7 protein-coding genes are annotated in these 4,316 nt (G+C 68.7%); all 7 read right to left on the minus strand.

Annotated elements, in window-relative coordinates; genetic code table 11:
• Nucleotides 1-285: 285 nt before the first annotated feature.
• A complete protein-coding gene (rpsN, locus tag ACTHMF_RS03775; RefSeq protein WP_440316356.1) occupies nt 286-591 on the minus strand; it encodes a 30S ribosomal protein S14 in 306 nt (101 codons plus the stop codon).
• Nucleotides 592-594: 3 nt separating this feature from the next.
• A complete protein-coding gene (gene rpmG / locus ACTHMF_RS03780) occupies nt 595-762 on the minus strand; it encodes a 50S ribosomal protein L33 (RefSeq protein WP_089916186.1) in 168 nt (55 codons plus the stop codon).
• 2 nt (nt 763-764) lie between these two features.
• Nucleotides 765-1,001, minus strand: a complete 237-nt coding sequence (rpmB, locus tag ACTHMF_RS03785; RefSeq protein ID WP_314146124.1) for a 50S ribosomal protein L28 — start codon at nt 999-1,001, stop codon at nt 765-767.
• A 244-nt stretch (nt 1,002-1,245) separates the two neighbouring features.
• Entirely contained in the window at nt 1,246-1,650 is a 405-nt protein-coding gene (locus tag ACTHMF_RS03790; protein WP_314146125.1) for a Fur family transcriptional regulator, read from the minus strand.
• Between the two features lie 6 nt (nt 1,651-1,656).
• Entirely contained in the window at nt 1,657-2,514 is an 858-nt protein-coding gene (locus tag ACTHMF_RS03795; RefSeq protein ID WP_314146126.1) for a metal ABC transporter permease, read from the minus strand.
• Nucleotides 2,511-3,371 (minus strand): metal ABC transporter ATP-binding protein, encoded by an 861-nt coding sequence (locus ACTHMF_RS03800; RefSeq protein WP_314146127.1) that lies wholly within the window; start codon nt 3,369-3,371, stop codon nt 2,511-2,513. Before ACTHMF_RS03800 ends, ACTHMF_RS03795 begins: the two co-directional genes overlap by 4 nt.
• The gene (locus tag ACTHMF_RS03805; protein WP_440316358.1) at nt 3,368-4,267 is read right to left on the minus strand and encodes a metal ABC transporter solute-binding protein, Zn/Mn family; all 900 of its coding nucleotides are present in this window, start codon (nt 4,265-4,267) and stop codon (nt 3,368-3,370) included. Before ACTHMF_RS03805 ends, ACTHMF_RS03800 begins: the two co-directional genes overlap by 4 nt.
• Nucleotides 4,268-4,316 lie beyond the last annotated feature (49 nt).

The raw sequence follows: 4,316 nt of genomic DNA on the forward strand, positions 1-4,316 counted from the left end.
GACGCCGCAGCGACGGCAGCAACGAGCTCGGTCTTGTTCAGGTTGTCAGCCATTGAGTGTCCTCCTCGGACCTTGTGCTGGATCTACAGCTATCGTGTGGAACGGTTGAGGCCACGAAGGCCGTTACGTTTGGTCGGTTGACCGCCTCGAATGTATCAGAATCCCGCGGAAACACGCGGATTCTCGCGGTTCTTTCCGCAACTGGACGGCTTTGTCCACCGCCGGGGACGACGAAGGGGCGTCCGGCACGATGCCGGACGCCCCTTCTCAGGCTGTCGCGAGTGCTTACCAGCTCGACTTGGTGATGCCGGGCCGCTCGCCACGGTGCGCCATGTCGCGGAAGCGGACACGCGAGATGCCGAACTTGCTGAGGTTTCCACGCGGGCGGCCGTCCACGGCGTCGCGGTTGCGGACGCGGATGGGGGAGGCGTCGCGGGGAAGCTTCTGCAGGCCGACGCGGGCGGCCTCACGGGACTCGTCGGTCCCGTTCGGGTCGACCAGGGCCTTCTTCAGCTCGGCGCGCTTCGCGGCGTAGCGCTCGACGATGACCTTGCGCTGCTCGTTCTTGGCGATCTTGGACGTCTTGGCCATGGTTTAACGCTCCTCTCGGAAGTCGACGTGCTTGCGGACGACCGGGTCGTACTTCTTGAGCACGAGGCGGTCGGGGTCGTTGCGGCGGTTCTTGCGGGTCACGTAGGTGTACCCGGTGCCCGCCGTCGAACGGAGCTTGATGATCGGGCGGATGTCCTGCTGCTTCGCCATTGTTAGATCTTCTCCCCACGGGCCAGGATGTCCTTGACCACGGACTCGATGCCACGGGCGTCGATGACCTTGATGCCCTTGGCACTCAGGTTGAGGGTGACGTTACGGCGAAGCGACGGAACGTAGTACGTCTTCTTCTGGATGTTCGGGTCGAACCGGCGCTTGGTGCGACGGTGCGAGTGCGAGATGTTGTGGCCGAAGCCGGGAACGGCTCCAGTCACCTGGCACACTGCTGCCATTGGTTTCTTCTCCAATACCGTGGGACCGGACGGTCCCACCCAAGGTCACTTGTCGGCATACGAGAACCCCGCGATTTCTCGGTGGGGGTTTCGTACACGGCTCTGAGCGGGAGGAGCCCACTCAGCCAAACATCCATGCTACGGCATGGGGCGACTCCCGGCCAAATCACGCGCGCCTGCCACTCCGGCGTCACCTCTGGTGAGTGGTGAGTAGATGCACTTATTGCGCGCGCAATGGCAACATCTACTCACTCCCCGGCATCATCGAGACGGAGCACGCGGCGCAGAGGCCGAAGACGTCGACGACGTGCTGCGCCTGGGTGAAGCCGTGTGCCGCCGCCGCGGCGCGCGCCCACTGCTCCACCTCGTCCGCCTCGATCTCCACCGTGAGGCCGCAGTTGCGGCAGATCAGGTGGTGGTGGTGGCCGGTGGTGCAGGCCCGGTACAGGCTTTCGCCCTCGGGGGACTGCAGCGAGTCGGCGTCGCCCTCTGCGGCGAGGTCGGCGAGCGCGCGGTACACGGTCGCGAGGCCGATCGGGGAGCCGGACTCGTGGAGGCTCAGGTGCAGTCCCTGCGCGCTGATGAAGCCCTCCGTCGTGGACAGGGCCTCGCGGACGGCCTCCCGCTGCCAGGTGTTGCGCTTCACCATCCCAGGCTAGCCCGCCTGGCTCACGAGACGCCGTGAGCTCCGCGCGCCGACGATGCGGCAGACCACGTAGATGAGGAACGAGATCGTGGTCACGTACGGGCTGATCGGGAGGGCGCTGCCGAGCGCGAGCATGATCCCGCCGACCACGGACACCAGCGCGAAGCCGACGCTGAGCAGCGGCACCATCAGCGGCGATGACGAGACCCGCATCGCGGCCGCCGCCGGCGTCACAAGCAGCGAGAGCACGAGCAGCGCGCCGACGATCTGCACCGAGACGGCGACCGCCAGGCCGAGGAGCACCATGAACGCCAGCGACACGAAGCGGGTCGGGACGCCGCGGGAGGCGGCGACGTCCGCATCCAGGCTGTCGAACATCAGCGGGCGCCACATCACCAGGATCCCGATCAGAACGATCGCGCCGATGACGATGAGCGAGCCGAGCTGCGGGTCGTCGACGGAGACGATCTGGCCCGTGAGCAGGCCGAACTTGTTCGCGCTGCGGCCGGGATAGAGCGCGAGCGCCAGGATGCCGAGGCCGAGACCGAACGGCATCAGCACGGCGATGATCGAGTTGCGGTCGCGGGCCCGCGCGCCGAGCAGCCCGATGAGGATCGCCGCGATCAGCGAGCCGACGAGCGATCCGGCCACGACGTTCGCGCCGAACAGCAGCGCGACGGCGGCGCCCGCGAACGACAGCTCGCTGATGCCGTGCACGGCGAACGCCATGTCGCGCTGCATCACGAAGACGCCGATCAGGCCGCCCACCACGCCGAGCACCGCTCCGGCGAAGATCGAGTTGCGCACGAGCGCGAGCAGCTCGCCGTAGTCGGTGAAGTTGAACAGCTGGGACCAGAGATCGTTCATGCCGCCGGCTCCGGGTGCGCGTCGCGGCTGTGCTCGTGGTGCTCGTGGGTCTCGGCGTCGGGGATGCCGACGACCACGATGCGTCCGCGGGTGCGGAGCACGTCGACCGGCGTGCCGTACAGGTCGGTGAGGACGTCGCTGCGCAGCACCTCGTCCGGCGTCCCGGCCCGGAACCGGCCGCCGGCCAGATACAGGACGCGGTCGACCATCCCGAGCACCGGGTTGACGTCGTGCGTCACGAAGACCACGGCCGAGCCGTGCTCCCGCCGACGGCGGTCGATCAGCTCGCTGACGCCGCGCTGGTGCTGCAGGTCGAGCGAGAGCAGCGGTTCGTCGCAGAGCAGCAGCGCGGGGTCCCCGGCGAGCGCCTGGGCGACGCGGAGCCGCTGCTGCTCGCCGCCGGAGAGCGAGCCGACCGGTGCATTCGCGTACCGGCGCGCACCGACGGCGTCCACCAGCCGGTCGACCTGCTCGCGGTCGCCGCGGCCGGGGATCGGCAGCCCCCAGCGGTGCCCGCTCACCCCGAGGGCGACGAGGTCGCGCGCCCGCATCGGCGTGCCGGCGGGGATGAGCTTCTGCTGCGGGATGTAGCCGATGCGCCGGTCCCCGCGCCGCACGGGGTGACCGTCGAAGCTGATGCTGCCGCCGTCGAGCCGCTGCTGGCCGAGGATCGTCTTCAGCAGGCTGGTCTTGCCGGAGCCGTTCGGGCCGAGCACCGCGACGAACTCACCGGCGTGCACGTCGAGGTCCAGGCCGCTCCACAGGGTGCGGGAGCCGAAGCCGAGCGCGGCATCGCGCAGGCTCAGCACCACCTCGCGCTCGGCGGGGGCCGGGACGAGCTCGAGCGGCTCGCTCACTTCGCCAGCGCTCCTGCGACCGCGTCCAGGTTGGCGTTCATCCAGGAGAGATAGTCCTTGCCGCTCGGGAGGGTCTCGGTGACCGGCACGACGGGGATGTCGGCCTGCTTGGCGGCGGCGAGCACGCGCGTGGTCTCGGCGCCGCTGGTCTGCTCATTGTAGGCGAGCAGCCGAACCTGACGATCGGTGAACAGCCGCAGCGTCTCCTGCAGCACGACGGGGGAGACGTCGTTGCCGCTCTCGATCGCCTCGCTGAACTTCTCCGGCGTGCGGTTGTCGAGCCCGATAGCGTCCAGCAGGTACAGCGGGACCGGCTCCGTGATGGCGACTCCCTCGCCCGCGTACTTCGCCTTCAGCTCCGCCTCGCGCTTCTCGAGAGCGTCGAGCCCGGTGGTGAACGCCGCGGCGTTCTTCTCGAACGTCGCCTTCTGCGCGGGGTCGGCCTTCGACAGCGCCGTCACGAGCGCGTCGGTCAGCCGGCCGATCGTGGGGACGTCGTACCAGACGTGCTCGTTGAGCTCGCCGTCGACGGGCTTCTTGCCGGAGATGTCGACGACGTTGAGCACGGTCGCCGCGTCGTTCTTCGCGCCGGTGCGCAGCGTGTCCATGAAGTCGTCGTATCCGCCGCCGTTCTCGATGAGGATGTCGGCCTTCGACACGGCGAGCTGGCTCTGGGCGCTCGCCTCGAACGAGTGCGGGTCCTGGGCTGGATCCTTCATGAGCGAGGTGACGTCGACGGCATCGCCGGCGATCGTGGTCGCGATGTCGCCGTATACGTTCGTGCTGGCGACGACGCGGATCCTGCCGTCGTCGCCGGATGCTCCGGACGAGCAGCCGGCGAGGGCGAGGGCGGCGGTGGCGCCGAGGGCGATGGCGAGGAGCTGGCGCTTCTGCATGGGCGGGTGTGCCTGTCTAAGTCGAGGTCGGGACTCTACGACAGTAACC

The sequence above is a fragment of the Leifsonia sp. genome (assembly GCF_051955155.1).
Lineage (GTDB): Bacteria > Actinomycetota > Actinomycetes > Actinomycetales > Microbacteriaceae > Leifsonia.

What these genes read in the sequence shown, in the direction of transcription:
- ACTHMF_RS03790 (WP_314146125.1), bottom strand. Translation starts at nt 1,650, where the DNA reads ATGGTGAAGCGCAACACCTGGCAGCGGGAGGCCGTCCGCGAGGCCCTG.
- rpmG (WP_089916186.1), bottom strand. Translation starts at nt 762, where the DNA reads ATGGCGAAGCAGCAGGACATCCGCCCGATCATCAAGCTCCGTTCGACG.
- ACTHMF_RS03795 (WP_314146126.1), bottom strand. Translation starts at nt 2,514, where the DNA reads ATGAACGATCTCTGGTCCCAGCTGTTCAACTTCACCGACTACGGCGAG.
- rpmB (WP_314146124.1), bottom strand. Translation starts at nt 1,001, where the DNA reads ATGGCAGCAGTGTGCCAGGTGACTGGAGCCGTTCCCGGCTTCGGCCAC.
- rpsN (WP_440316356.1), bottom strand. Translation starts at nt 591, where the DNA reads ATGGCCAAGACGTCCAAGATCGCCAAGAACGAGCAGCGCAAGGTCATC.
- ACTHMF_RS03805 (WP_440316358.1), bottom strand. Translation starts at nt 4,267, where the DNA reads ATGCAGAAGCGCCAGCTCCTCGCCATCGCCCTCGGCGCCACCGCCGCC.